The organism is Paraburkholderia megapolitana (assembly GCF_007556815.1).
Taxonomy (GTDB): Bacteria; Pseudomonadota; Gammaproteobacteria; order Burkholderiales; family Burkholderiaceae; genus Paraburkholderia; species Paraburkholderia megapolitana.
Map to the genome: position 1 here is coordinate 2,880,323 of NZ_CP041743.1, position 25,231 is coordinate 2,905,553.

The 25,231-nt window shown below is 61.1% G+C and carries 24 protein-coding genes; 15 read left to right on the top strand and 9 right to left on the bottom strand.

Features of this window, described 5'->3' with window-relative positions:
- From FNZ07_RS12115 to FNZ07_RS12145, 7 genes are all read left to right on the top strand, one after another.
- Positions 1 to 1,332: a D-arabinono-1,4-lactone oxidase gene (locus FNZ07_RS12115; protein ID WP_091006608.1), complete on the top strand. Its 1,332-nt coding sequence runs from the start codon at positions 1 to 3 to the stop codon at positions 1,330 to 1,332.
- Between the two features lie 64 nt (positions 1,333 to 1,396).
- A complete protein-coding gene (locus FNZ07_RS12120) occupies positions 1,397 to 2,587 on the top strand; it encodes an MFS transporter (protein ID WP_170275726.1) in 1,191 nt (396 codons plus the stop codon).
- Between the two features lie 510 nt (positions 2,588 to 3,097).
- Positions 3,098 to 4,282, top strand: coding sequence for a porin (locus FNZ07_RS12125; protein ID WP_091006609.1), 1,185 nt, complete (start codon positions 3,098 to 3,100; stop codon positions 4,280 to 4,282).
- Between the two features lie 115 nt (positions 4,283 to 4,397).
- Positions 4,398 to 5,408, top strand: a complete 1,011-nt coding sequence (locus FNZ07_RS12130; RefSeq protein ID WP_091006611.1) for an AraC family transcriptional regulator — start codon at positions 4,398 to 4,400, stop codon at positions 5,406 to 5,408.
- 142 nt (positions 5,409 to 5,550) lie between these two features.
- Entirely contained in the window at positions 5,551 to 6,207 is a 657-nt protein-coding gene (locus FNZ07_RS12135) for a TetR/AcrR family transcriptional regulator (RefSeq protein WP_091006614.1), read from the top strand.
- A 296-nt stretch (positions 6,208 to 6,503) separates the two neighbouring features.
- Entirely contained in the window at positions 6,504 to 6,920 is a 417-nt protein-coding gene (locus FNZ07_RS12140; RefSeq protein ID WP_091006615.1) for a VOC family protein, read from the top strand.
- On the top strand, positions 6,917 to 7,654 hold the full coding sequence (locus FNZ07_RS12145) for an SDR family oxidoreductase (protein WP_091006617.1): 738 nt from the start codon (positions 6,917 to 6,919) through the stop codon (positions 7,652 to 7,654). The genes FNZ07_RS12140 and FNZ07_RS12145 overlap by 4 nt, the downstream gene beginning before the upstream one ends.
- 132 nt (positions 7,655 to 7,786) lie before the next feature.
- On the opposite strand, the gene FNZ07_RS12150 is transcribed toward FNZ07_RS12145, so the two are convergent.
- The 3 genes from FNZ07_RS12150 to FNZ07_RS12160 all read right to left on the bottom strand — a co-directional run bounded on the left by FNZ07_RS12150 (position 7,787) and on the right by FNZ07_RS12160 (position 10,239).
- A complete protein-coding gene (locus tag FNZ07_RS12150) occupies positions 7,787 to 8,518 on the bottom strand; it encodes a ProQ/FinO family protein (RefSeq protein ID WP_091006619.1) in 732 nt (243 codons plus the stop codon).
- Positions 8,519 to 8,647: 129 nt separating this feature from the next.
- Positions 8,648 to 9,982 carry a type II toxin-antitoxin system HipA family toxin gene (locus tag FNZ07_RS12155; RefSeq protein ID WP_091006621.1) on the bottom strand — a complete coding sequence of 445 codons (1,335 nt, stop codon included), beginning with the start codon at positions 9,980 to 9,982 and terminating at the stop codon, positions 8,648 to 8,650.
- A gap of 2 nt (positions 9,983 to 9,984) precedes the next feature.
- A complete protein-coding gene (locus FNZ07_RS12160) occupies positions 9,985 to 10,239 on the bottom strand; it encodes a helix-turn-helix domain-containing protein (RefSeq protein WP_091006622.1) in 255 nt (84 codons plus the stop codon).
- Positions 10,240 to 10,466: 227 nt separating this feature from the next.
- On the opposite strand from FNZ07_RS12160, the gene FNZ07_RS12165 reads away from it, so the two are divergent.
- From FNZ07_RS12165 to FNZ07_RS12175, 3 genes are read left to right on the top strand one after another with little or no spacing between them, the layout of a single operon-like run.
- Positions 10,467 to 11,993, top strand: a complete 1,527-nt coding sequence (locus FNZ07_RS12165) for a TIGR01777 family oxidoreductase (protein ID WP_091006624.1) — start codon at positions 10,467 to 10,469, stop codon at positions 11,991 to 11,993.
- The gene (locus FNZ07_RS12170; RefSeq protein ID WP_170275727.1) at positions 11,980 to 12,573 is read left to right on the top strand and encodes a DUF4166 domain-containing protein; all 594 of its coding nucleotides are present in this window, start codon (positions 11,980 to 11,982) and stop codon (positions 12,571 to 12,573) included. The genes FNZ07_RS12165 and FNZ07_RS12170 overlap by 14 nt, the downstream gene beginning before the upstream one ends.
- Positions 12,570 to 13,007, top strand: a complete 438-nt coding sequence (locus FNZ07_RS12175) for an alkyl hydroperoxide reductase (protein ID WP_143098000.1) — start codon at positions 12,570 to 12,572, stop codon at positions 13,005 to 13,007. The genes FNZ07_RS12170 and FNZ07_RS12175 overlap by 4 nt, the downstream gene beginning before the upstream one ends.
- 84 nt (positions 13,008 to 13,091) lie before the next feature.
- Here the strand turns inward: FNZ07_RS12175 and FNZ07_RS12180 are convergent, their stop codons facing one another.
- The gene (locus FNZ07_RS12180; protein ID WP_091006630.1) at positions 13,092 to 14,108 is read right to left on the bottom strand and encodes a 1-aminocyclopropane-1-carboxylate deaminase; all 1,017 of its coding nucleotides are present in this window, start codon (positions 14,106 to 14,108) and stop codon (positions 13,092 to 13,094) included.
- A 188-nt stretch (positions 14,109 to 14,296) separates the two neighbouring features.
- Here FNZ07_RS12180 and FNZ07_RS12185 point away from each other — a divergent pair, with 188 nt between their 5' ends.
- Complete coding sequence (locus FNZ07_RS12185; protein WP_091006633.1) at positions 14,297 to 14,806, top strand: Lrp/AsnC family transcriptional regulator; 510 nt, start codon at positions 14,297 to 14,299, stop codon at positions 14,804 to 14,806.
- A 98-nt stretch (positions 14,807 to 14,904) separates the two neighbouring features.
- On the opposite strand, the gene FNZ07_RS12190 is transcribed toward FNZ07_RS12185, so the two are convergent.
- On the bottom strand, positions 14,905 to 17,082 hold the full coding sequence (locus tag FNZ07_RS12190) for a M1 family metallopeptidase (RefSeq protein ID WP_091006635.1): 2,178 nt from the start codon (positions 17,080 to 17,082) through the stop codon (positions 14,905 to 14,907).
- Positions 17,083 to 17,760: 678 nt separating this feature from the next.
- Between FNZ07_RS12190 and FNZ07_RS12195 the strand changes: the two genes are divergently transcribed.
- Entirely contained in the window at positions 17,761 to 18,258 is a 498-nt protein-coding gene (locus FNZ07_RS12195; protein ID WP_170275728.1) for a VOC family protein, read from the top strand.
- Between the two features lies 1 nt (position 18,259).
- Here the strand turns inward: FNZ07_RS12195 and FNZ07_RS12200 are convergent, their stop codons facing one another.
- Positions 18,260 to 19,162, bottom strand: coding sequence for a transcriptional regulator GcvA (locus tag FNZ07_RS12200; protein ID WP_091006637.1), 903 nt, complete (start codon positions 19,160 to 19,162; stop codon positions 18,260 to 18,262).
- Between the two features lie 134 nt (positions 19,163 to 19,296).
- On the opposite strand from FNZ07_RS12200, the gene FNZ07_RS12205 reads away from it, so the two are divergent.
- The 3 genes from FNZ07_RS12205 (at position 19,297) to FNZ07_RS12215 (ending at position 21,475) form a co-directional block, all read left to right on the top strand.
- The gene (locus FNZ07_RS12205) at positions 19,297 to 19,905 is read left to right on the top strand and encodes a LysE family translocator (protein WP_091006639.1); all 609 of its coding nucleotides are present in this window, start codon (positions 19,297 to 19,299) and stop codon (positions 19,903 to 19,905) included.
- Positions 19,906 to 20,160: 255 nt separating this feature from the next.
- Positions 20,161 to 20,736 (top strand): hypothetical protein, encoded by a 576-nt coding sequence (locus FNZ07_RS12210; protein ID WP_091006641.1) that lies wholly within the window; start codon positions 20,161 to 20,163, stop codon positions 20,734 to 20,736.
- A 58-nt stretch (positions 20,737 to 20,794) separates the two neighbouring features.
- Positions 20,795 to 21,475 carry a hypothetical protein gene (locus FNZ07_RS12215; RefSeq protein ID WP_245811300.1) on the top strand — a complete coding sequence of 227 codons (681 nt, stop codon included), beginning with the start codon at positions 20,795 to 20,797 and terminating at the stop codon, positions 21,473 to 21,475.
- A 96-nt stretch (positions 21,476 to 21,571) separates the two neighbouring features.
- Here FNZ07_RS12215 and FNZ07_RS12220 read toward each other — a convergent pair whose 3' ends face one another.
- The 3 genes from FNZ07_RS12220 to FNZ07_RS12230 all read right to left on the bottom strand — a co-directional run bounded on the left by FNZ07_RS12220 (position 21,572) and on the right by FNZ07_RS12230 (position 25,197).
- Complete coding sequence (locus tag FNZ07_RS12220) at positions 21,572 to 22,915, bottom strand: type II toxin-antitoxin system HipA family toxin (protein ID WP_091006642.1); 1,344 nt, start codon at positions 22,913 to 22,915, stop codon at positions 21,572 to 21,574.
- Entirely contained in the window at positions 22,908 to 23,231 is a 324-nt protein-coding gene (locus FNZ07_RS12225) for a helix-turn-helix domain-containing protein (protein WP_245811301.1), read from the bottom strand. Before FNZ07_RS12225 ends, FNZ07_RS12220 begins: the two co-directional genes overlap by 8 nt.
- Before the next feature lie 181 nt (positions 23,232 to 23,412).
- Positions 23,413 to 25,197: a rhodanese-like domain-containing protein gene (locus FNZ07_RS12230; protein ID WP_091006645.1), complete on the bottom strand. Its 1,785-nt coding sequence runs from the start codon at positions 25,195 to 25,197 to the stop codon at positions 23,413 to 23,415.
- Positions 25,198 to 25,231 lie beyond the last annotated feature (34 nt).

Sequence of the window (25,231 nt, forward strand, 5' to 3'; positions counted from 1 at the left end):
ATGTGGCGTAACTGGTCGGGGTACGTAAGCAGCCCGAAGGCAACGGTCAAGACACCTGGATCGCGGGACGAACTGGTCGATGTGCTGCGCGGTGCGGCCGGTTCACAGGCACCGGTACGCGTGGTCGGAGCCGGACATTCGTTTTCGCCGCTGGCGCAGACCGACGGTGTGATCCTGTCGCTCGACAATCTGCAGGGTCTGATTCACGTCGACGCAACGCGCCGCGTCGCGCGTGTGCATGCCGGCACGCGGCTCTACACGCTCGGCGCGGCGCTCGCGGAGCATGGCTTCGCGATGGAGAATCTCGGCGACATCAATGTGCAGTCGATCGCCGGAGCAACGAGTACCGGAACCCATGGCACCGGCATTACGCTCGGCAATCTCTCGACGCAGATCGCAGCGCTTCGCTTCACGACGCCTGACGGCAACGAAGTCGTCGCCTCACCCGAGGAAAACGCGGACCTGTTCGAAGGTGGCCGGATCGGACTCGGTGTGCTCGGTGTGCTCACCGAGATCGATCTGAATCTGGTGCCGTCGTTCAAACTCAAGTTGCAGCGCGCGAAGATGGACCTCGAGGAATGTCTCGCGCAAACCGACTCGCTGATCGCGAATAACCGTTCGTTCGAACTCTACTGGTTGCCGCATACCGACACGGTGATGACGAAAGCATGGAACGTGACAGACGAACCCGTCGATCAGATGCACTGGAAGCGCTACATCAACGAGGAACTGCTCGAGAACACTGCGTTCGGTCTGCTGTGCGGGTTGGGCAAGACGATGCCCTCGCTGTGCCCGTCGATCAGCCGCTTGTGCGCGTCGCTGATCTCACCGGGGCAGCAGGTCGATCCAAGTCATTCGTCTTTGTCCACCGTGCGGCGCATACGCTTTAACGAAATGGAATGGTCGGTGCCGGCGCATCGCGGTGCCGATGCGCTGCGCGAGATCCAGGCGTTCATCGCGCGCAAATCGTTCCCGTTGATGTTTCCGCTCGAGTACCGCTGGGTGCGCGGCGACGATATCTGGCTAAGCCCCGACTACGGTCGCGACAGCGTGCGCATCTCCGTACACCAGTATGTCGGCATGCCCTATGAAGCGTATTTTGCGGGTGTACAGGCGATCTGCATGAATCATGGCGGACGGCCGCATTGGGGCAAGGTGCACGCGCTGACCGCACAGGATTTTTCGAAGCTTTATCCGCGCTGGGATGACTTTCTCGCGTTGCGTGAACGCATGGATCCGCAGGGACGGTTTCTCACGCCATATTTGCGCGACCTGTTCGGTCTGTCACGCGTGAGCGCGCCGCAGCAGCTTGCGGAAAGCTATCGGAATTGATGCCTTGAAATAAAACCTGTCGTCGCCCACGCGACCCTTTGACTTCGACAACAAGGATGACTCGATGAACTCGACAGTCTCCATTGCTCCCGCGGCACTCCGTGCCGAGTTGCCAAAAAGCTCGGTGGCCCGCCTGTCGCTCGCCTACGCGATCGCCACGAACGGGATGATCCTCACGCCGTTTCTCGTGGCAGCGGTCATGCTGCGGTTTCATCTCTCGGAAGGCATTGCAACCCAGGTAGCGGGCGTCGAGATTCTCGGTGTAGCACTGAGTTGCGCCTTGCTGCCGCGCTGGATTTCGCGTGCCGCGGGGTTCTTCACGATCGCGGGCGTGCTCGGCACGATCGTGGGACAGGCGCTCAGCATCGTCGCACCGACCGTGCTGCTGATCGGTATCGTGCGCGGTGTGACCGGCATCTTCGAGGGCGTGCTGTTCGTCGTCGTCGCGTCGGGCATCTCGCAGCGCGCCTCGGCGGACCGGCTGTGGGGGCAGATAAACGTCATCGCGGGGATCATCAACGGCGGCATTCTCGTTGTGATTTCGTACCTGCCTTCCGAGTGGCTCGGGCAAGGCGTGTTCATGCTGCTGGTCGGCGTGTGCATCGTGATGGCGCCCGCCATTCACGGTATCGGTGAATTTGCGCGGCATGTGACGCAAGCGCGTTCGCGCAACAAGTTGCCGCTCAAACTCGTGCTGACCATCTGGGCCGTCACGGTGCTGATCTATGGCGTGCAGGCGTCGCAATGGGCGGTTGCCGGAATCGTCGGTTCGCATGCGGGTCTGTCGACATGGACTGTCGGCATCCTGCTCTCGCTGTCGTCGCTGCTCGGTTTCGCCGGTGCGGTGATCCCGTCGCAACGATCAAGCCGCAAACATCGGCTCGCGATCATCTTCGTGGCGCAAATGGTGATGATCGGCTCGCTGATCTGGTTCTTCGGTTCGACCGGCAACAAGTCCTACTTCCTGAGCCAGTTGGCATTGAACTGCGCGTTCTTCGCGATCATTCCGTTCCTGACCGGGCTGCTCTCCGAAGTCGACCCGGATGGTTCGCTGGTTGCGCGGACCGTCGTGGTCACGTTTATCGGCGGCGGCGTCGGCACCGCGGTAGCGGGCGATCTGTTCACGCAGTACGGCGGCATGCACTTCGCGTATGTGTTGTGCATCGGCGTGGCGGCCGCGGTGCCGTTCGTCTGGCTTGCGTTGCGTGGTGCAACTGCGCACAACCTGCAAACCGGCGGACATCAGCTCTCCTGATCGCGCAACTGGCAGTTCGCTTTGCGCGATCTACGGCACGGTGCGCCTTCGCTAATCATCGAAGGCGCTTAAATGCAAGCGATGTGCGTGAAAACCACACTCACACCGCTCGCGGCCGTGGTGCAATCTAATGCAACACATTGACGCTGCACGATGTATGACGGTTTTGGGTTCGCGGACACACGATGGCCGGAATGAACCATGCGAATGGCCGCTTTAGCCCCGGCGCATTGAAATTTGACTCCTTAAATTCTGGCTGAGGAGAATGGCGCGGTCGAGTGTGTGGCCACACGAACAAGAACGAAGTGGCCTGATTCGACACTGCGCGTTGCCGTGATTGATGCGCTGCGCATAACGATCGCGCGCAGCAGGTCGCAGAAGCAATCGCTAGAAAAGAAGCTCCACGAAATACGCGGAAAACGCAGTGCCCTGGTCGCGTCGACGTGCCCTTGCAGGTGGCACGACCAGTCGGTCCGCCATGTAGTCAATAACCAGGGAGACGATCGCCAAATGAAAAAGCAGACCTTGTTGTGTATGGCTCTTCCGCTGTGCTGCAGTGCAGCCTGGGCGCAAAGCAGTATCACGCTCTATGGCGTCGTCGACGCCGGGTTGCGCTACCAGACCCACGGTGTCACTTACGGCCCGGACGGCGCACCCGTTTCGACCGGCAAGCAGTTTTCGACGACCACCGGCGGCGGCCTCACGGAAAGCTACTGGGGATTGAAAGGCCAGGAAGATCTCGGCGGCGGCATGCAGGCGTCATTCGATCTGGAAAGCCATTTCGATCCGAGCAGCGGTGGCATCACGCCGGCAGGTTCGGTGAACTTCTTCCAGATTTCGTATGTGGCGCTGCTGTCGCCCACGCTCGGTCAGCTTTCGCTCGGTCGGCAATACAACGTGGCGTTTGAAGGCACGACGATCGCGTACGGTTCGAACCTGTGGTTAGGCCCTCAGGATCCCTACTCCAATCTGTTCAAACCTGAGCAGACGATGCTCGCCGCCGGCCGCACGAGCAACATGATCCAGTACGGCGCGCAGCTCGGCAGCGTGATCTTCCTCGCGCAATACGCGCCCGGTGGCCAGGCGGGCGGCGGCGGCCAGGGCAGTCAGCTCGGCGCCTCGATCGCGTACGCACCGGAAAAAGGTCCGTTCAAGGCCTCCGCCTCTTTCCTGCGTAGCCGCGACGACATCACGAATGCGAAGTTCGATATCTATACCGGCGGCGGCTCGTACAGCCTCGGCAATTTCACCGTCAACGCGGGCTACATCGAGAACGCGCGCGACAACGCCTTCACGAACTTCGGCAATGGCCCGTTCAACTCGATCGACCTGGCCGCCCTCGGGATCATTTCGCCGGCGCAGGTCGTCGACCCCAACATCCCGGGCGGCTTCGACAAGCGCAAGATGATTCTTGCGGGCCTCACCTACCGCTTCACGCCGGCGGTGACCGTCGCGGTGAACGGCTGGTGGACCAAGCAGACCGGCTACACCTCCGACTACAACGGTTGGGCGCATCAGTACCAGGTCGTGGGGGGCTACACGCTGTCCAAGCGCACCATGCTGTACGCGGAAGCCGATTACTCGATGTATCGCGGCGGCATGATCGGTGCGCAGTTCGTTGGTGTGAATGGCCAGTCGCCGACAGTCAGTAGCACGCAGCTCGGTGTGATGGCTGGCTTGCGTCATTACTTCTGATCCGGCCTGCGGGCGCCGCAACATGAATTCTGGCTCACCGCAGGAACGGCAGTGCCGCCGGACGCACAAGACCGCAGGTGTCGCGCAGCGGGAAAAAAGAAGGTATAAAGCGACGATGGACGCGACCGGCCAATATACGATTGCCAACCTGCAGGTCTACATGTTGCGGTTCATCGCCGGTATGAGCGAGGATCTCGGCATCGACCCGACGCGCCTGTGCATGGGGCTCGGGTTCGAAGTCGCGGACCTCTCGAACCCGGACTGTCGCCTGTCGTTCCGGCAGGCGAGCGCAATGATCCGCCGCGCAATCGAGCTGTCTCCAGAACAGGGCCTCGGGCTGCGCATCGGCACCGCTGAAACCATCGCATCGATCGGGCTGGTCGGCTATGCGATGCTCACCTCCCCGACGTTCGGCGATGCCATCATGCTCGGCATGAAGATGCAGAACTACACGGGGGCACTGCTCGATTTCGATGTCGAACAGAATGAAAACAGCCTCACGCTCTACGCCATCAGCCGCTTCCACGAACCCGACATCGAAATGTTTCTCGTGGAAGAGGCGTTCGGTAGTTTCCCCAAGGTTGCTCAAGCGCTGGTCGGAGAAGACTTCCGGTTCAACTCGGTCGAGTTGAGCTATCCACGGCCCGCTTATGCGGAGAAGTACGAGCAGTTTTTCAAATGCCCGGTACTGTTCGGGCAAAAGCGTAACGCCGTGGTCTGCGATGCATCGTGGCTCGCACGGCCGCTTGCAACTTACGATCCGCTCAGCAACCGCCAGGCACTCGAAGTGCTGCAGATGACGGTATCGCAGGAAGACACCGGCGCTGAATTTATCGAATCGATCGAACGGATCGTGCGACGCGATCTGCGCAATCCGCCAACGCTCGGCCAGGTCGCGGCGCAACTGTGCATGAGCGATCGCACGTTGCGGCGCCGGCTCGCCGAGAGCGGCGTCTCGTATCAGGCCGTGCTGGACAACATTCGTCATGCGCGGGCGCTGGCGTTGTTGAGTACGCCGCGGCTGTCGATCGAGGAAATCGCCTACGAGGTCGGCTTTAGCGATTCGCACAACTTCCGGCGTGCGTTCAAGCGATGGACCGGTCACGGTCCGCGGGAATCGCGTTAAGCAGCTAACGGCGGTTCGCGCGTGGCAGACGAACTCGTCTCACTGCATTGCGCCGTCATCCCGGTTATTGTCGGCCGGTCAATTCCATCGTCCCAAAGCTTGTAGAATCAGAGCTATTGCTCGCTTTTAAACGGACGAAGCCTTGACGACGAAGAGACGCCCCTCGCTGAAACCGCGCAAGGTACCGCAGCAGTCGCGTGCGGAAAACACCGTCAACGCGATTCTGGAGGCCGCGGCCAGTATTCTGGAAATTCGCGGCATGGAGGGGCTCAATACCAATCTGGTCGCGCAGCGCGCGGGCGTGAGCGTCGGCACGCTTTATCAATACTTCCCAAACAAGGATGCGCTGATCGTCGCGCTCAGTCAGCAGGCGCAAACAGCGTTCTTCGCCGAGGCCGAAGATGCGCTCGATCAACCGACGGGACAAACGGCGCTGGAATACCTGATATCCGTATCCGTGCGCCAGCAACTACGCCGCCCGGCACTTGCCCGCGCGCTCGATTTCGAGGAAGGTCGTCCTGCCATTGCGAAAGAACTGGCGGCTTCCCAGGCGGCTTTTCATGAGTTGATGCGGGAGATTCTGTCCCGTAGCGATATGCCGCCGCAAGACAACCTTGAGATCGCAACGGACGATGTGCTCGCCATACTGCGCGCCCTCACCGATGCGGCGGGAGAGCGCGGCGAGGTGCGTCGTGGCCCGCTGGAACATCGTGTGAGCCGCGCTCTGTCTGGCTACCTCGGTATCGTCGATGCGCCGCCGGTTGAATCCTCGCGGGCGCGGCCCAAGCGATCCCCCTAGCCGTTTGGTCTCACATCGTTCGATTTCAACTCGCGCGGTACGGAACCTCAATGCCGCACCACCTTCTCGCGATCTGAAAAAGCGAGTAAGTATTCGTTTTCGCGCCGAACGCTTCCCGCAAACCCGCGCCGGCATTGGCTCTCGCGCCGATCGAATCGACACGCCTAAAGCGAGTTTAAAAATCGAGCAATTACTCGCAAAATTCACGTCATGGTGCAGCGTCCGGAAAGCATCGCCGGATAGAACAGAACCGGCGAGCGCGCCTGCACAGTAACCGACATCTTGTGAGGTCCACCATGAATCTTCGTCAACAGGCGAGACTCAACCACCTGAGTTTTCCCACCGCAAATGCAGCCGAGACCGCTGCGTTCTTCGAACAATACCTCGGCTGCGAGATCGTCGCGGCCGGTCAGCACTGCCTGCTCAAGCGTAACGGCTTCGACATCGTGCTCGAACAGGTCGAAGACAAGGAAGCGCCGGTCTGGCCGCACAACTTCCACTTCGGCCTCGAAGTCGACACACTGGAAAACGTCCAGACGCTCTATCAGGAATTCCTCGAAAGTGGGGTGCAGATGGAAACAGCTGTCTTCAACAACACGCGCGGCTCGCGATTTTTCTGTCGCGCACCGGGTGGCGTGCTGATCGAGATCAACACGCGTGAAGACATGCAGCAGGACAAGTGGCAGAAGCTCTTTCAGGAAGAAACGCAATGAATCAGGCTATTCGCACCGCTATCGTGACGGGTGCATCCAAAGGCATCGGTGCCGCGATCGCGAGGCGGCTCGCTGCGGATGGCTTTGCGACCATCGTCAACTACGCAACGAGTTCGGCGGAGGCTGACGAAGTCGTCGCGTCGATCCGGTCGGCCGGCGGAGCAGCGATCGCAGTCCACGCCGACGTATCCGATGCCGCGGCGATGCGCGCCCTCTTCGACGTGGCAGAAAACGAGTTTGGGCCCGTGGACGTGCTCGTCAACAACGCCGGCATCAGCAAGGTCTCGCCGCTAGCCGAAGTCAGCGACGAAGACTTCCAGCATCAGATTGCGGTCAATCTCACGGGGAGTTTCAACGGCATGCGCGAAGGCGCAAAACGTGTGCGCAACGGTGGCCGCATCGTCAATATGTCGACGAGCATCATCGGTGCGTATCTGCCCAATGTGGCCGTTTATGCGGCCACCAAGGCCGCTGTGGAAGCGCTGACCCACGTGCTCGCCAAAGAACTCGGCGCCCGCGGCGTCACCGTGAATGCGGTCGCACCGGGGCCGGTCGCGACAGAGCTGTTTCTAACCGGTCGATCCGAAGAAGTGATCCGGCGCGCGATTGCGGATATTCCGCTCGGCCGTCTGGGCCAGCCCGACGATATCGCCCAGATCGTCTCGTTCCTGGCGAGCGCAGGGAGCGGTTGGGTCAATGGGCAGGTCGTGAAGGCGAATGGCGGGCGCAACTAGATGCGAAGGCCGGCTGCGATGAGCGGGTATTGCACGAAGCGGCCGGCCCAACATCCGTTCTCGACAAAACGGGAATGATGGTTACCGGCCGATGCAAAAAGAATATGCACCTTCGTGGTCCAGCAGGCGTGGTCAGGTGCCCGTTTGCGATTCGCTGGTTTCAGCAGTTTCGGACTTGCCGCTGACCGCTTCAGTTTCTTTAGCGGCCTCTTGATTGACGTCTTGAGCGGCTTCTTTACTATCGGCTGCGTCTTTAGGATCCTTGCGCGCCGGTCTCGCGGCGCGCCCGTTCTTCAGGGCCAGCGCACGCACTGCATCGGAGCGCGTGACCTGCCCCGCTTCCTTGCCTTCGAGATCCACCCGCATCGTGCCTTCGACCATGCATGCCCAGTAGCGGCTGCCGCGGCACCACGTCCGGAGTGCGTCGCGCAAGCCTGTTTCGTCGACCGACAACTCCTGCGCGTGCGCCAGCAGATCCTCGAAAATACCGACCTTCAGCGGCACCTTCGGCGCGGGGTTCTTCGGGAACGCGAGCGGGAAACGCTTCTGCAAGCGGGCGAACGTCAGTACCACCGGATCGACCGGTTTGGACTTCGCAGCCGGCGCCGGGCGCGGTGCGCGCGGCGGTTTAGCCGACGGCCGGGTTGACGGTTCGGAAGACGGTTTAGCCGACGGCCGGGCTGACTGCCCGGTTGACTGCTCAGTTGTTCGCTCGGCTGTTCGATCAGTTGCCCGTTTGTCGGACGGCTTGGACGACGGCTTCGCCGACCGTTGTGCCGCCTTCTGCGCTGACTTTTCTGCCGACTTTTGTGCCGCCTGCTTCGTCAGTTGCGCCTTCAGCGCGGCCAGTTGTTCAAAGCCCATAACGCCCTGCCAATCTATAAAAGCCTCAATTGTACTCGCGACGCCGGCTACTCCGTGCGATACGCAATAGGCGGTGGGAACCGGTACGCGCCGGCATCGGCACGCCACCCGCCGACACGCATGATCCGCTCAAACTTCGGGCATCCCGGCGAGCCGTTTAGCCGACTCCTGCAGGCCGCCGAGAATACGGTCCGCCACTCTCCGCGGAAAGCTTTCAGGCAGCGCTGACGAGACGCTTTCAATCACCGTCGGCGTCGCTTCGAGCAAGCGCTCGATGATCGGCTCCGCGTTCGGACCGTAGTAGCAAAGCGGCGCCATCGCGTTGAAATGGCGGCGCATCACGTTGCGCATCAGGTAATGCCGGTTCTTGCCCGCGACGGCCATCGCGAGCTTCGCCTTATGCCAGGACCACTGGTTCGCGCCGCTGCCTTCCACGGGCCAGATCGACATCACATCGTAGAGCGGCGTCATCCGGAAGCGGCCGCCGGGCAGCAGATGCAGGCTGAAATTCTTCGCGTGACCGTCCGGCGCCGCGAGCATCCAGAACAGAATCTGCGCGGCGAGCAAGGTCTCGATGTCGGTGCGTGCCTCAGTCGACTGGCGCAAGATCGCGGCGATATCACGCATGCCGGGGCCGCCGTCCGCTTCGTACTTCAGGTGCGGCGCGATACCGAGCACCTGACAGAAATCCTCCTGCGGCAACCGCAGCAGACGCTGCCTGCGTGGATGCAGGATGCGGTCGAAGCGCGTCACCGACAGCACCTTGTGCGCACCGAACCGCAGAATCTCGCTGTCCGGCACAGGCAGTCCGTAAGCGCGCAAAATTGCCAGACACAACCACTCGTTTTCAACCGACGTACTCAGATCGGCCCGCTTGTTGCCAACCAGACCGAGTGGCAGCTTGAGGATATGCGTCGTGGGTGTCGCGCCATGCGGGCGCATCCACCGCCCCTTGTGAAACAGGAGCGCGGTCTTTTCCTGGGCGCCGGCGATCGAGATGCGAAAATCGTCGTCGTCCCCCGCACCGATGGCCGGGCCGGTCGTTTCATCGAGCAGGCGAGCAATGTCCGCGTCCGACAGCGGTGTGCCTTCGATGCGCTCGACATTCTCCGGTGCCTGGTCCTCGTCCAGCAATTGCACCGCCCCGACGCAATCGCGACCGATTGCCTGCAACAGGTCGAAGGCCTCGACGGTTTCGGTTTTGAAACGTGCGGCGAGCCGGCGGCGGATCGCCTGGCTGTCGGGCAACAGATTGTCGAAGTAGTTGCGCACGCGGTCGCCCTTGAGCAGCGTGTCGCCGAGACCGAACGGCAACGACAGCGAAAGCGGCCGCCCCTCGGCGGAAACCTTCCACGCGGCTTCGTAGTGCAGTTCCATGTCGCCGCGCGTCGGAATACGCCATGTGCCGACATGCTGGCCATTGGCCCAGATCGATAGTGCTCGTGAGCGGGATTTGCGACCCATGATCACCACTGCGCCTGGGCGCTACCAACGCTGCCCTCGTCTTTCGATTGCACGCACAGCTCGAGGTCGTAGAGTGCCGTCAACGCGAGCATCTGGTTCAGCGTAATCGTGGCCGTACTGGTCGTTTCGAGCAGCGAGAGCCGCGGTTGCCCGATGCCGACCCGCGACGCCGCTTCGGCCTGGGTAAGCCCTAGCGCCTTTCTTGCCGACGAAAGAATTTCGCCCAGTTGCGCCGGCGTGCTGACAATGAGTTTCATGGTCGATATTCCGCTAACGAATATTCGCACTATATTCTTAACAGGAATAAAATACAAATATTCATTTGGAGAATAATTTGCAAATATTCGTTTGAGGAATATTTTGCCCGGGTTCAGTATGCAACACGGTTTGCAACTGACATAGTTGTATTCAGATATTTCTGTCTTGACAGAAATATCTGAATACATAAAATACCAATTGTGAACAAACAACAAGGATGCGCGCGATGAGTCCAACCGGCAGCCCCCTCCATAGCCTCGTGCTCACCCTGCTCGTCGTGCAGGGTTTGATGGGCGCATTCGACACCGTCTGGCACCACGAATTGCGCTGCGCATTGCCGCAGCAGCGCGGTGCGGCGCCGGAATTGCGCCTGCATGCAATTCGCGCCGCCCTCTACGGTGTGCTGTTCATCGGCCTTGCCTGGTTTGTCTGGGGTGGCCTGTGGCTGATTCCGCTCTGGAGCCTCGTCGCGATCGAAATACTGCTGACGCTGCGCGACTTTGTCGTCGAAGACGAAACCCGCAGCCTGCCCGCCAGCGAGCGCGTCACACACACGCTGCTCGCCATTAACGGCGGGGTGATCTTCGGTCTGCTGGCCTGGCACTCGCAGATCTGGTGGCATCTACCTTCGGGCTTGCACCCCGACGTGCACGGATGGCGCAGCTGGGCGCTCAGCGTGCTCGCTGTCGGCGTGTGGATCTCCGCGCTTCGCGATGCGCTGGCAAGCCGTGCGCTTGCGGCTCGTCATGCGCGAGCCGACGCCACGCCGCACTTCGATTTCGCCGGCCCGCCGGCGGACCGCCGCGCTCAATCGTTCCTGCTGACCGGCGCAACCGGCTTCATCGGCGAGGCGCTGGTCCGCGCACTACTCGCAGATGGACATCGCGTCACGATCTGGGCGCGCAAACCGCGTCACGCAGCGCTGCAATTCGACGGCCGGGTGGCCTGCGTCGGCTCGCTCGCCGAACTCGACGCGGCCACCCGCTTCGACGTCGTGATCAACCTGGCAGGCGCTCCCATCCTCGGGCCGCGCTGGAGCGCGGCACGCAAGCGCGGCCTGATGGAGAGCCGCACCGGTACCACCCGCGCGCTGACGGCATGGCTCGCGCTGGCTACGCATCGGCCGCGCTTGCTGATCAACGGTTCTGCCGTCGGCTACTACGGCACGCAGCCCGACGACGACCTGAGTGCGCGCACCGAAACGAGCCTTCCGCAAGCAGTGTTCACCTCGCAACTGTGCTACGAATGGGAACGCGAAGCGCAAGCGGTCAAGGCACTCGGCATTCCGCTCGCGATCCTGCGCCTCGGCGTGGTGTACGGCTATCGCGGCGCCCTGCCTTCGCTGCTGATTCCGGTGCGGCTCGGCATCGGCGGTCCGATGGGCAGCGGCCGCCAGGCACAAAGCTGGATTCATCTCGACGATGTTCTCGGTGTTATCGCGTGGCTGTGCAGGAACGCCGAAGCGGAAACTGCCGAGCCGGTTGCAATCTACAACCTGGTGGCGCCCGAAACACCGACTCAGGTCAGCCTGGTGCGCGCCGCCGCACGCCTCCTGCGCCGCCCCACGTGGCTGCCGACACCCGCCTGGCCGTTGCGCGTCATGCTCGGCGAACAGGCGACGCTGCTGCTCGATGGCCTGCGCGCGGTGCCGGCCCGCTTGCAGAAGGAAGGCTACGTCTTCCGTTTTCCGACGCTGCAACTCGCACTCGAAGATCTGCTTGGTCAACCGAAGGGACATCATGAACGCCACTAGCCTCACGCTCGCCCAACAAACCCACGATTCGTCCGGCCTGTACGAAACGATCCTGGGGCCCACCTTCGCCCGCATGCCGCCGGTTTTGCAACGCGTGCATTGTGCGTCCGGTGTTCGTCTGAAGGGAACGCTGCGGGTTCGCTGGAGTGCGTCGCCCTGGCTGCGTACGTTGTTGCGCTTTTCGGCGCTGCCACGTCGTTCGGATGCAGCGCCCTGCGAAGTCGCGATTACGCCGCAAGCCGGCAGCGAGCGCTGGCAGCGCAACATCGGTGGCAAGCGGCTTGTCAGCCGGCTGGGCAACGCTCGCAGTTCGCTCGTGATAGAGCGCATGGGACTGCTGGTGCTGCATCTGGAAACCTCGCTCGATGCGTCTGGGCGGATACGTCAGGTCAGTCGTCGCGTTACGCTGGCCGGCATGCCGTTGCCGGGCTTGCGTGTTTTCGCCATCGAACGCGCCATCGACAGTGAACGCTTTCGCTGCGATGTCCGCATCCGGGTTGCCCGCCTCGGTTATCTGCTGCGTTACGACGGCATACTCGCGATCGACGAACGCGATCTTTCTCCGGAGTATTCATCGTGAACGATCTGCTACGCCGTTACACGGCTCCAGCATGGATGACCCTAGCGCTGCGGCTCGCCGCGCTCTACAACCTCGCCTATGCAGTCGCGCTCAGCCTATGGCCCGCACAGATCTTCAACTGGCTCGCGATGCCGGCCACTCCGGACGCAATCGTCCGCTGCATCGGCATGATGGTCGGCGTCTATGCGCTCGCTTACTGGATCGCCGCGCAGGATCTGTTGCGTTACTGGCCGCTGGTCGTCGTGGGCCTCGTCGGCAAGACGCTGGGCCCCGCGGGGTTCTTCTATGGCGCGCTGACGGGCGTGTTCGAATGGAGAAGCGGCTGGTTCGTGGCATTCAGCGACCTCGCGTGGTGGGTTCCATTCTGGGCGATGACGCTGTTCGCGCTGAAGCATCGCGACACGTGGACGAACGCACAACCAGTCACAACGTGATACTGGCGGCCGAAGCCGCTGCGCTTCGGCCATCGTGTGATGAACCGAAGCGTTCAATCCGCAACCGACTAGCGCTACTTAACCTTAACCGTCGCGGAAAATGAAGCTATACGCGCTCAATGCCGGCACACCGCCAAGATGCGCATACAGCACCTTCGATCCCTCCGGAAATTCACCGCGGCGCACCTTGTCGATCATTCCGTGCATCGACTTTCCTTCGTAGACGGGATCGGTCAATACGCCTTCGAAGCGTGCGCAAAGCCGGATCGCCTCGAGCGTCCCTTCACTCGGCAAACCGTACTCGGGGCCGCCGTAACGAACGTCGAGCACCACATCCTGCGCCACGATGTCGCGACCCAGATCGACCTGTTCCGCGGTGTTGCGCGCGATACGCAGAATCTGTTCGCGCGTCTGCTCGGGTTTCGCGGAGGCGTCGATACCGATCACGCGGTCCGCGCGTCCATCCGCGGCAAAGCCGACCACCATGCCGGCCTGCGTGCTGCCCGTCACCGAGCACACGACGATATAGTCGAAACGGAACCCCAGTTCCGCCTCCTGCTGCCGCACTTCTTCGGCAAAACCGACGAAGCCGAGACCGCCCAGCGGATGATCCGAGCAACCGGCCGGAATCGCATACGGCTTGCCGCCCGCATCGCGCACACTCTGCAGCGCCTCTTCCCAGCTCTTGCGAAACCCGATGTCGAAGCCGTCCGGCACGAGCCGCACGTCGGCACCCATGATGCGCGACATCTGGATATTGCCGACCCGGTCGTACACCGCGTCCGAATAGTTGACCCAGTTCTCCTGCACGAGCACGCATTTCATGCCGAGATGCGCGGCGACTGCCGCGACCTGGCGGGTCTGGTTCGACTGGATGCCGCCTATCGACACCAGCGTGTCGCATCCCTGCGCGAGTGCTTCAGGAATCAGGTATTCGAGCTTGCGCGTCTTGTTGCCGCCGAACGCGAGGCCGCTGTTGCAATCCTCGCGCTTCGCATAGAGCTGTACTTTGCCGCCCAGATGTTCGGATAGCCGGGGCAGCGGCTGGATCGGCGTCGGACCGAAAGTCAGCGGATAGCGGGAGAAGCGTTTCAGGTTCATGGGAAGCCTCGGGTTCGTCGATGGGCGCGGGACGGGATGATCAAGCGCACGCGTGTGGTGCAGGTGTCGCCGCGATCGATACATGGTAGGAAATTGCTGGCAAAATGAGCTTGCGAATTTAATGTGCCATACCGATTTTTTCGGTACTCATCAGTCGGGATAGTTTCTAAAATTTTTCAAAGGCCACCATGTGCGCAACAAAATTTCGCCGCCTTCCCGAACGCACCGCTCAGGCCCAGCCGGCGCTCGACCGGATCGACCGTGCGATTCTCAAGCAGTTGCAGCAGGACGCATCGATCTCGAACGTGAACCTCGCCGCGCGCGTCAAGCTGAGCGCGCCCGCATGCCTGCGGCGCGTCGAACGGCTGAAGGAAGCAGGATTGATACGCCGGGTCGTCGCGCTGCTCGATCCGGAGGGACTCGGTGCGGGAATGCTCGTCGTGATCGGCTTCGTGCTCGACCGCTCGACGCCGGAGTCGTTTGCCGCGTTCGAGAAAGCGGCGCGCAAGGTGGTGGGTTGTATGGAGTGCCACGTCGTAACCGGCGAATTCGATTACTTCATGCTGGTGCGCACCCGCGACAGCGACAGCTTCAACCGGCTGCACGCGGAACAACTGCTGTATCTGCCCGGCGTGCGGCAGATCCGCAGCTTCATGGTGTTGAAGGAAATTCTGTCGACGACGGAAATTCCGCTGTAAACCGGCACAAAACGAAGCGGGGCCGAGGCCAGTGCATCGCACCGGTCCCGGCCCCGCGTTCAACTCGCGGCCCGCATCACGTCATGCGGGCGTAGCGTTTACTCCGTCTTCTGACGCAGCTTGAACTGCCCCTGGAAGCGGATCATCGGACGTTGTTGCGACGGTACTTCTACGTGCTGCACCGGCTTGAACTGCTGACGCATCACAGCAAGCGCCGCCGGATTGATCGAGCCGATACTCGTCGCCCGCGACGGTGCGGCAAGACCCGACTTCACGAGCAGCGCCGCTTCCATCTGCAGGTTGGTCAACAACACCGGGTCCTGCAATGCGCTGCCCTGGGTCATCAACTGGCTCCACGCATTGTCGCCGTAATTCGTCACGTAGTAGTCGAGCCCGCTCGGATCGGCCAGCACCGCGGAACAACCGTCGAGCCGCACCTGCATCTGCGTGTCCTTCAGCGCGATCGTCTTGCGGTTCGTGAGGCCGTTGCCGTAAGCGAGCGTCAGCGGAACGGTCCACTGCGTACCCGGGTACTGGTTCTGGTTCGGATACGGCGACTGCTTCAACGTCACGACGGTCTGGTTTTTCGTCAGATCGCATTGCGTGTCGAGCGACACCAGCGGGACACCGGTTTGCCGCACGAAGCTGTCGCCGATCGGACCCATCTGCTGACCGCTTGCGCCCGACAGCTCATCCCACAGACGCTTCGGCGTGCCATTACCCAGTTGATAATCCGCCAGGTACTGTTGCAGGCCCTTACGGAGTACGTCTTCGCCGAGGTAGTTCTCGAGCATCTTCAGTACATGACCGCCCTTGCTATACGTGAACGTACTCGCATTCAACACGAAGTCGTTCGAGGCCCACGCATTGAAGTTCGGTTGCACCGGGAACGCCGACGAACTCAGATCCGCGGAGATCACGTCGTACTTGTCCTGCACTTCGCTGACCCAGTTGAAGCGGTCCGGGAAGAAGCGGATCTTCGTCTTGGTTTCGAAGAACGTCGCAAACGACTCGTTGAGCCACACGTCATCCCACCAGTCGAGCGTGACGAGATCGCCGAACCACTGATGCGATGCTTCATGCGTCAACACAACCAGGCCGTAGCCGGACATCGGCGTGCCCGGCGGCGGCAGGATGTCATCGGCGAACTCGAGAATCGCCCCCCAGTTCTCCATACCGCCGAAGTTCAGATCCTTCTGCGCCTTGAACGCATCGTTCGCAGCGATCGTGTCGAACTTCTTGAGCGGCAGCGGGATGCCCGTGTAGCGATAGTAGTAGTCGAGCGCCTGCTTGGTTTCTGTCATCGCGGGTTTCGCCCAGTCCTTCATGCCGGGCGGCGTGAAGAAGCGCAGATGCAGACCCTTGCCGTCGGGCAACGGGCTCGTAAAGTCGTCCTCGAGCACGTCGAACTGGCCGCCGCCGAAGAACAGCAGGTACGACGGCATCGGCGGGGTCTTCTCGAACGACACGAGCTTGTAGCCGCTGTCGACGTTCACCGCCGGCAGCTCCGCCGCGTTCGATACCACGCGCCAGTTCTGCGGCACTTCCGCGCTGACCTCGTAGGTCGGACGGAACGCGGGTTCGTCCCAGCCGGGGAACCATTGCCGCGCGAGGTCGGTTTCGCCTTGCGTGAGGATCGCGCCGCTCGTGGTGCCGTCGGTCGATTTCAGATCGACGCGGAACACGCCTTCTGCCGCCGAGCAACCCGGATAGTGATCGTCGCCGCAACTACCGCCGGTCTTCTTCACCGGGTCGTCGTAGGTTTTGAAGTTGATGATCCCGGACCACTCCATATGCAGCGAGTACGTACCGGCCGCGATCTGTCCACTGACAGGGCGCAACTGATAGTGGTCGCCATCGTCCTGCGGTGTCGCGATCAGATCCACGTTGCCCGGTTGCAGCGTGATCTTGCCGTTGACGAACTTGATGCGGTGCCCCGCGATCACGATCGCATTGACCGGCTTGAGCACCTTGATCTCGACATCCGCTCGACCGTCGAACGAAGACAGCGCCGGGTTCGGGCGGAACCACAGCTTGTAGTTGAGCGGCGTGACCGTGTCCGGTAACTCGACCGGCGATACGGTCTTGCTGATGGACGGATTGGCCACGGCCGGTGCGGCCGGCGGCACGACCGCGGCGCCGGACGCGGGTCCGGGCACACCGGCTTGCGCCTTGTTCGAAAGCGACGGAGAGGTGTCTGAACCACCGCAGCCGTTCAACGCCAGTATCCCGGCTACCGCCAGGCACTGTATCTGCAATCGGAAATTTATACGCATCTTGATCCTCGACCGACAAATGACTGGAAAATGTGCGGTTATTAACTGGTATTTATTTATTCACTTTTGGCACAGCAAATGGTCTCCCACGCGAGTAACCTGTAGTTCTCGACAAACAGACGTGCGTTACCCTCAGCGCAATTAGCTGATTTCTCGCATGTGCATTTCCTGGTTAGAAATTCATATTGAAGGGAGCCGTTTTATCGTGGCCTGGCCTTCGTGACGATCGCGGCCGGTTCGAACGGTCGGAGCCCGCTCCAGGAGCGGAATTCAGAAAGGTTGAACGGTCGGCGATGGGAGCAAGATTAATTTGGCAAACGATCCGTTGTCAACTTGCTTTCAAGAAATTTCCACTGCGGAAGGAAATTTAAAAGAATTGTTGAGAATTAGTAGCTTGACATGTCTTGCCACAGCAATTAATCGTCGCCAGGTCGATTAACCGGATTAACGCCGGTTATTTTCACGCGGCACGGCAAAAAGCCGAACCTGGCGAAAATCGAACAGCCGTGATATAAACGAAGCTGTTACCGTTCGACGGTAACCGTAAGCGTTCAACGTCAATCAACGCGCAACAGCGAATGCCCGGTCATCGTGTCCCGGCCTTCGCGCCTTGCGCTTTGGCTCGACGTTGGATGGCATCCATGCCGCAGCCAAAGCGCTCCCTACGTGGAGATGTTTATGACGCTTCGGCCTGAAACCCCCAGTGGCCTCAATCACCTCGTCCTGAACGTTCGCGATCTCGATCGTGCTCACGACTTCTGGACCAACTACCTCGGCTTTTGCTGCACCGGCTCGTGGCAAAAAACCGCACCTGACGGCAAGCCTTCTGGTCGCATGCGGTTTTACAGCGGTGTGTCGGAAGGCAAGCTACGCCATCACGACGTCGGTTTGATCGAGGCGCCCTCACTGCCCGACGTTCCGCTTCGCCCGCAGGTTCTGCATCACTTCGCGATCACGTACCCCTCGCGCGAGTCGTGGAAGCGGCAGATTGAATTCCTCGTGAGCCGCGGCGTTGTTCCGTTTCGCCAGGTGGTGCGCGGCGCGACGCATAGCGCGCATTTGCACGATTGGGACGGCAACGAGATTGAACTGGTCTACGAGCATCCGCGTTCCGAATGGGAACACGATATCAACGCGGCCTTGAATCACGCGGTGGTTGAGCCGGTTGGGCGATGACCTAGCCGATCGATGCCGGCTTGTTGAGCCGCTTTGCCTCCGACAGCAACCAGGTCCGGAAAGCCGCGACGCCAGGGCGATCTAGCGCCGCGGCCGGATAGACGAGCCAGTAGCTATAGTCGTTGGGGATCGCGATGTCGAATGGCTGTACGAGCCGGCCTTTGCGCAGATCGTCGGCCGCCAGCACGAGGCGGCCCAGCGCGACGCCCTGGCCGTCCGCTGCCGCTTGCAACGAGAGACTCGCATCGTTGAACGACGCGCCGGTACTCACATCCAGTCCCTCTATCGCTGCTGCTTCACACCAGCGTCGCCATCCTTGTCGTGGTGTGTCGTGCAGCAAACGCGCGTGGCGCAAATCGGCGGGAACGCGAATGGGTGGCGGCCCATCGGCAAGCGTTGGCGAGCAAACCGGGCTCAGTGTTTCGTGAGCGATCAGGTCGGCCTTCAGGCCCGTCCATTTCCCGAGTCCCGAACGAATGCCGAGATCGAAGCGCTCGCTGGCAAACGCCCAGACATCCGCCGAGCTATCGACGCGCACGTCGATATCCGGATGTAACGCGCGAAATCCTTCGAGACGCGGAACCAGCCATCGCGAAGCAAACGACGGCAGCACCGTGATGTGTAACGGTCGCCTGTCCGGCTCCATGACACGCAGCGTGGCCGCCGCGATGCGATCGAGCGCGCCGGCCAGTTCCGGAAGATAGGCCTCGCCCTTTGTCGTGAGCTTCAACGCATGCCCTCGACGCTCGAACAGAGGGACGCCCAACCAGTCCTCCAGTTGACGGATTTGATGACTGATAGCCGCCTGCGTCACGCACAGTTCGGCAGCGGCACGGGTGAAGCTCAGGTGCTTGGCCGCGGCCTCGAAGGCGCGCAGCGCACCGAGTGGCGGCAGGCGTCGCATGGATCGGTCGATTACTTTGGCTTATCGAGAGCATGAAGATAACCCGTTTGTGATCAACGCGGAAGGCGCCTCTAATCGTGCATTCACCGGGCGGAGCTGCATTTTCCGGGTGCTGACTGATACGAGGCCGATCGATGATTGCATGGAGCATCTGGGTTCTGTTTCTTGGCTATACCGTGCCGATGGTCGTGAGTCCGGGCCCTGGTAACACCGTTCTTGCGACTACCGGTGGCCGCTACGGTGTGGCCGGCTCGTTGCCGTTCTGGGTTGGCTTCGAGATCGCAAATGTCGTGCTGTGTGTGGTTTATGGAATGGGGCTGGGTAATGCGTTGCATGGTCACCCGGAGATACAGGTAGCGCTAAAGTGGGCTGGCACCGCTTATCTGCTGTATCTCGCGTGGGGATTTTTTCGCTCTACCGTTAAATCTGACGATCGTGACGATACGGACAGTTCGCGCTTGCACACCAAGGACGGCTTTCTATCCGTCATGCTCAATCCCAAGATTCATTCGATGATTCTTGTCATGTTTTCGCAGTTTCTGGATCCCGCGAAATCGCTTCTGACGCAGGTCGGTCAATTTACAGTGGCGTTTCTTTTGGTGTGTGTTGTGTGCCACTTTCCGTGGATATACGGCGGTCAGCTGATTCTTCGCCGGTTCAGATCGGCGCGTGCGCTGCGGGTTCAAGGGTGGGTGTTTGGTGTTTCCATGATTCTGGTGGCGGGGTATGTCGCGTTTGGGTGAAGCTGGAACTGCGCTCGATGAGATCGGCGATGTTTCCCAGCGATGATAAAAAGCACGGGTCCATATCGACAAAACGCCAGTTCAACCGGCTTGCAAGAATGGCTCCGACAGTCGCTTTTCTGGCGTTTCAGCCAGATCGATTATCCGCAATCACCCTTCCAAAGCAGACTTGACACTCTACTTTCCAGTGGACTACATTTCCTCGGAAGAATTGCGCCGATAAATAGACAAAATTAAAAATCACCGGGGTGCGAAATGCAGATAAAGACCATTCGGGTTGCGGGCAGCATCGGGATCGTATCAATCGGAGTTGCCATTTACCTTACCGGCGTGGTTTCGGCTAGCCATGATTCACACTGGTCTAAGAAAAACGAAAACCAGTTGGCAACACAGATCGCCAACAATTTTCAGCCTGCGCATAAATCGAACAAGTCCGGATATCTCAGAGTAAGTACCTCTCCCGACAGCAATTCGACTCAGTTGATCGGGTTGGATTCAAACAAAAATTCTGTTCGCGACGACATCGACGAATATATCGACAAGACGTATCCAGAGCCTCGACAGCATGCCGCGATGATTCAATTCGCCACCGCGTACGGGGCACTATTAGTAAACGGCGGCACGGTAGACGGTGCCCGAAAAGCCACTTCGGAGGTCGTTCGCGCCATTCAGTGTGGCATCGAAGTTTTCGGCGATTCCAACGTGACAAAGCAAAAAACCATTCTTGCGATGATGCTCGACAGCAAGGAACGTTTCACCGCATACGCGGTGGCCACGCACAACGAAGAGGGGCAGGTTTTTCCGCGGTTTGAGGGAGAACCATGTCTTTAGTCCTTCCATATCTCTAACCACCCACATCGGTGATCGAAAAATGTCCACGAAAACACCCGTGACCAGATCATGGATTAGTCGCCTGATCTGCTGCCTCGTTGTGATACCGATGTTTGTCGTTACGCAGAACGCCCGTGCCGACGAAAGCGACTGGCAGAAGAACCAGCACATCCGCACCGACTGGGTATTTGCGACGTTGAAAGAGAGCGACGTCAAACCAACGCTCGATCGTGCGTTAAAGGACCAGGAACACTGGGCCAACCTGCCGGAAAATGCGCCCAAGGCATTTAGCTGCACCAGGCTGCAAATTCCTCCACCTTCCCCAGCCGCGGTTGCCGCGTTTAACGCCGCGCCCGGGACTCACGGCCCCGATGCGGATAAGGCCTACGCGAAAGCAGCCTCGCTCGGTTACTGGCGGGCGGCGGCGCGACTCGTGAACAACTCGCTCGAGGATGAAAACTGGGAGGGCGCGGCACCGATTGTCGCGTGGCTGCTCGTGCATCATGTGCCGGCTGGATACAACAAACTCGCCGACATACTGCAGGCCACGTCGGGCTACGATGGTGAAACACCCAGCGACGGCACGCTCAATATGATCGAATCGTTGCGCTGGCGCGCTGCTCGCGAAGGCGATCCGGTTGCGCAGGCACAGATGGCGGATACCTTCGACAAGATCAAACAGCCTGCTATTGCGGCGTCGTTGCGGGCGTGTGCGACGCAGCAGAATCCGGATCTTTAGTAGCGGGTTATGTATCGTCCCGGGCTGCGATGCGCTGCTGTTACTGCGTCAGGGCTCGCCCCGCCTGGAGCCTCTAACAGTGATCTCGTGGCGTTCTTATGCCTTGTCCGTGGAGCGCGCTGCAACAGAGCGTGCTGCACGCGCGCGACGCGGACGCTCGAACTGAGACGGGTCCAACGACAACTCTCCAGTAACGATCTGTTCGGCAAGCTGGAATGCCGGCCGCTGTGATTCGAGAGTGGCTTCATCCATTCCCACGTCAAGAAAGAGCTGCTGCCACGAGGTGTGCACGGTCGCAGCCATCCCACGCAGGACGTCCCACGCTTCGACGACCCCGTAGGAAAACGACGCAGCATCCTTCACAAGCGACTCGGGCGTCGCGAGGCGTGTGCCCGCACGATTCACAGCCATTGCCTGCACCTCCCGACGGCGGGGAATCGCAACAACATCGTAGGCCGGTGAAAGCGTCCACGTACCGGCCCGGCAGAGCAGCCCGTGGTTACGCGGATGATCGTCGTAGTTGCCGACGAGCGCATTGAAGGTCATCCGGCGCCAGAGTTCGCGCTGCTGCTCGACGTATCCCTGAGTGCGATCGCCGCACCAGCGCCGCAGCTCGTAAGCCAGCTTGACGTAAGAGCGGTCCGGATCTTCAGGCGTTGAATCACCTCGCAGCCGAAGCACGGTCGCAGCGCTCGCGAACAGAGTCCTTTCCACCCCAGCGTCCGTAACCTTGCGATCAAAGCGTCTTACGAGGACAACTTCATGCGGACCAACGCGCTCGTAACGGACTGCGGCTACGTCAATGCCGCATCGAGCGGCCAGCGTCATCGCGACGTACTCGCGCGCCGGAAGATGTGGCGCCCCTTCGCGCTCCTGAAGTTTGGCGATCCACCACTCCGTGGCGCCGTCGACCTCGCGGGAGACCGTTAGTTTGGGCTTCTCTCCGCCAAGACTCGTGCTGCCGTCCACACCCGACAGCCGCCGCACCACACGCCGCGGCGAATAGCCCTCTTCGGTCTCGGCAAGAATGATTTTCAGGTCATCTTCGGTCGGCGGCACGAAGGCCACCTTTCGCTCGATCTGCCCATCCTCACAAACCTCGATCGCGCCAACGCCATCACCGGGCGCGAGATCCATCCGCTCGACCTCGTCGAGCGTTTCCTTTGCGTGTCTGGCGAGCAACATGTCCAGGCCGAAGCCTTCAGGGGCTGCGTCGCGCAGCACGCCGAAGACGCCGTTCATACTGGTCGTCGTGTCCGGCTTCTGTGAGCGCGTAAACGGGAGATTGATCGGGTCGAGCGGAAGCGCGCCGTCATGCTTCCTGTAGTCCTCGCTGTACGAGAAACGACCGAGGCCCGGTGACCATTCGAATGTGCCGCATCGCACAGGCGCGACGTGCCCCGGCAGCCAGACCCACACCGGTCGCACTTGATCAGCCACGGGAACCTCGCTTCGATCGTGTCAATCGACTCAGTGCTTCCTGCTGGATTACCGGGTCCTGATCGGTGCGGGCGGCCTCCCGGAGCGGGTCGAGACTATCGAGCGTCCACAACGCCGTCGCGACCTGGCCAAAGGCCACAGATGGCGATCCCTTTTCGAGGTTGACGACCATATTGATGCCCACGCCCATCTTTGCGGCAAGATCACTCTGCGTCCAGCCGCGAGCACGGCGCGCGAGCTGGATTTTCCTGCCGATCGCAACTACGGCTTCCTCGACCTCGAAAGGCAGCAGGTCCAGACGTTGGGCAATTTTCACTATAAACTCAAAATAAAGATCAATAATCTTTAGTTTATAGGTAATTTTTTGGAAAATGCAAGGGGCGACCCGCTCAAGCTACGCCCACCCGCCCCCCGCGCCACACCCGGTGCTCATACAACGACGCATCGAGATTGGCCGCAGGGAAACGGTGGGGTCGTGTCGTATACCGCGACGCGAATCACGGAATCCGCAGACGCTCGCGCAGTACCGGCCGCGTAGCAGAATCGCGGACGCGCGAATCGCGTGTCCCCGCTCCACCGCCCGGCCACGACGGGCGCGCCACGTTCGATGGGTCCGGTGCACTTGTCTTCTCGCCCGCGCGCGGGTCGATCCGGAACGCCGCGAGTTCATCCGGCGCACACTGCGCAATCAGGCCGGTTTCCCACGCGAGATACGCACGCGCCGCATCGAGATTGCCCTCGTGCCGATCGTGCACGAAGAACAGATAGTCGATCCGCGCGTCGTCGGCCGGACGATCCGGCGACGCTTCGAGCGGCAGCCCCGCATCGCGCCACGCATCGATGCCATCCGCCGCCACGGCAAGCACCGTGTACCCCGCTTCTCTCAGGTCTAGCGCGGCGAGTTCCGCCACTGCGGGTGTGTCGGCGAACAACAGGAACGTATCGCGTGCATTCGCACCGATCGAGGCGAGCGCTTGCGGCAGTTGCGGCCGAATGGTCCAGTGCGCGCCCCTTGCGTGCTCGCGACGATACGCAGCGCTGCTGCGTAAATCGAGCAGATAGAGCGGCGGTTTTCCATCGTCTGCAACGAGGCGGCGCAAAGCGTCACCGTCCAGCGATTCGAGTTTCGGCACCGCCGCAACGTGCGCGCCGTCCTCAGCGCCGAAGTTCAGCACGGCGGCATCGCGCGAATCGATCAACGCGGCATCGATACCGAGTTGCCACAACCATGTCGCGATCACCTGCGCGCGTACGCCGTCGTGGTCGATCAGCAGCACGCGTGCGCCGCGTACGCCGATGGTCTGATCGGTAGCTTGCAGGAGCTGACCACCTGGTGCATGGACCGTACCGCGTAGACCGTCATGCGCGAACTCCTTCGCGGTACGTACATCGATTGCGTAGGTCGTGCGCGTCGGATCGTCGAGCCATGCCTGCGCCGTGCGCACGTCGAGCGCGGGAATCGCAAAGCGCCGCGCCAGCGCGGCTGCACGCTCGCGCCCAACCGCCGATGCGTGCACCGGGTTCGTCACGACCTCGTGCCGCACGCTGCCGTGCTCCAGCGCATGGCCTGCCAGCGCCCAGCCCTGGGTACCGTTTTCGAGTGCAATGACCGGATTCGTCACGCCGAAACTGCGCAGTACCTCTGCACCGATGATGCTGCGTGTGCGCCCCGCGCAATGAATCACGATCGGCGTTGTCGCATCGTTCACGAAGGCATCGATGCGCAGCGGCAATTCGCCGTTCGGGCAACTGAGTGCACCTGGAATCGTCATCTTCGTATGTTCTTCGAGCGTGCGGCCGTCGAGCAACGCGAACGCGCGCCCTTCGCGCTGCCAGCGCGCGAGCTCATCCGCCGACAGATGCGGCGTCGCATACGCATGCTCGACCAGTTCGCCGAAGGTTTTCGAAGGTACGTTGATGCCTTTGAACAGCGTATAGCCCGCAGCTTGCCAACCGGCGGTACCGCCCTCGACCACCGACACATTCGTATAGCCCAGCGCCACGAGTCGTCGCGCGGCGCGCTCAGCGAGCGCGTCAGGCTCACCACCGTCGATCAGCACCACGCGCACCGTGCGCCGCGGCGCAAGACGCGGCGCATCGAGCTCGAGCCGGCTATACGGCAGCGGCACCGCGAAGAATGGATGCGCTTCGCCGAACTGCCCGGCTTCGCGCACATCGAAGAACGCAACTTCGGCCGCGTCGTTCAACCACGCGCGCGCCGTCCCCGCGGAAATGGTTCTGAAGTCAACGCTAGTCGCTGCGGTAGAGAATTCGGTCGTCATGTCGTGCGCTGAAAGGGAGGATCAAACAGGATCG